The organism is Labilibaculum manganireducens (assembly GCF_002843385.1).
Lineage (GTDB): Bacteria > Bacteroidota > Bacteroidia > Bacteroidales > Marinifilaceae > Labilibaculum > Labilibaculum manganireducens.
The window spans coordinates 1-2,086 of sequence record NZ_MVDE01000074.1 but is presented as its reverse complement, the minus strand read 5'-3'; the positions used below and the strand labels follow the sequence as shown (position 1 = coordinate 2,086).

Below are 2,086 nucleotides of genomic sequence, written 5' to 3'. Positions count from 1 at the left end.
TTGTATTTGAAGCATCTTCATCAATAGTAAATGTTTGTGAAGCTGTCACTATCGGAGCTACATCATTGACATCTGTGATATTGATTGTTATCGTCTCTGCGGCTGAAGTGTTGGTTCCGTCGGAAACAGTTACGGTGTATGTGTATGAGGTTGTTGTTTCATAATCTATACCTGAGTTATCGGTTACGGTGATTGCTCCGCTGGATGCGTTGATCTCAAAGATGGATGCGCCGGTTCCTCCGGTTTCTGCCCAGGATGAGAAAGATGTTCCTGCATCGCCGTCTGTTGCAAGTACTGTTCCTACGGCTCCTGAGTTTGCTATATTTTCCGCAATGCTAAAACTCTGGGAGGCTGTTACAACTGGAGTGTTGTCGTTTATTGCGTTCACATCAACTGTTACTGTTTCTGCTGCTGAAGTGTTAACTCCATCTGAAACTGTGATGCTCAAGCTGTAACTTGTGATTGATTCGTAATCCAGTTCATTCGCATCATTAACTGTAATTTCACCTGTTGATGAGTTCATGGCAAATACACTGTTTGTATTGCCTGCTGTAATTGTCCAACTGCTAAAAACCGAGGCTGTTGCATCTCCGTCGGTGACCAAAACGGTTCCTACTGATGTTGCATTTGAAGCATCTTCATCAATAGTAAATGTTTGTGAAGCTGTCACTATCGGGGCTACATCATTGACATCTGTGATATTGATTGTAATTGTCTCGGATGCTGAAGTGTTTATGCCGTCGGAAACTGTTACGGTGTATGTGTATGAGGTTGTTGTTTCATAATCTATACCTGAGTTATCGGTTACGGTGATTGCGCCGCTGGAGGCATTGATCTCAAAGATGGATGCGCCGGTTCCTCCGGTTTCTGTCCAGGATGAGAAAGATGTTCCTGCATCGCCGTCTGTTGCAAGTACTGTTCCTACGGCTCCTGAGTTTGCAATATTTTCTGCAATGCTAAAACTCTGGGAGGCTGTTACAACTGGAGTGACATCATTTATATCTGTGATATTGATTGTTATCGTCTCTGCTGTTGAAGTGTTGGTTCCGTCGGAAACTGTTACGGTGTATGTGTATGAGGTTGTTGTTTCATAATCTATTCCCGAGTTATCGGTTACAGTGATTGCGCCGCTTGATGCGTTGATCTCAAAGATGGATGCGCCGGTTCCTCCTGTTTCTGTCCAGGATGAGAAAGATGTTCCTGCATCGCCGTCTGTTGCAAGTACTGTTCCTACGGCTCCTGAGTTTGCAATATTTTCTGCAATGCTAAAACTCTGAGAGGCTGTTACAACTGGAGTGTTGTCGTTTATTGCGTTCACATCAACTGTTACTGTTTCTCCTGCTGAAGTGTTAACTCCATCTGAAACTGTGATGCTCAAGCTGTAACTTGTGATTGATTCGTAATCCAGTTCATTCGCATCATTAACTGTAATTTCACCTGTTGATGAGTTGATGGCAAATACACTGTTTGTATTGCCTGCTGTAATTGTCCAGCTGCTAAAAACCGTGGCTGTTGCATCTCCGTCGGTGGCCAAAACGGTTCCTACTGATGTTGTATTTGAAGCATCTTCATCAATAGTAAATGTTTGTGAAGCTGTCACTATCGGAGCTACATCATTGACATCTGTGATATTGATTGTAATTGTCTCGGATGCTGATGTGTTGGTTCCGTCGGAAACTGTTACGGTGTATGTGTATGAGGTTGTTGTTTCATAATCTATTCCCGAGTTATCGGTTACAGTGATTGCGCCGCTGGAGGCATTGATCTCAAAAATGGATGCGCCGGTTCCTCCGGTTTCTGTCCAGGATGAGAAAGATGTTCCTGCATCGCCGTCTGTTGCAAGTACTGTTCCTACGGCTCCTGAGTTTGCAATATTTTCTGCAATGCTAAAACTCTGGGAGGCTGTTACAACTGGAGTGACATCATTTATATCTGTGATATTGATTGTTATCGTTTCTGCGGCTGAAGTGTTGGTTCCGTCGGAAACTGTTACGGTGTATGTGTATGAGGTTGTTGTTTCATAATCTATACCTGAGTTATCGGTTACGGTGATTGCGCCGCTTGATGCGTTGATCTCAAAAATGGA

At 43.6% G+C, this 2,086-nt stretch carries 1 protein-coding gene; it reads right to left on the bottom strand.

Going from position 1 to position 2,086, the window contains the following annotated elements:
- The coding region (locus tag BZG01_RS21190; protein WP_101311830.1) for a cadherin repeat domain-containing protein at positions 1 to 2,086 on the bottom strand (2,086 nt) is incomplete at both ends.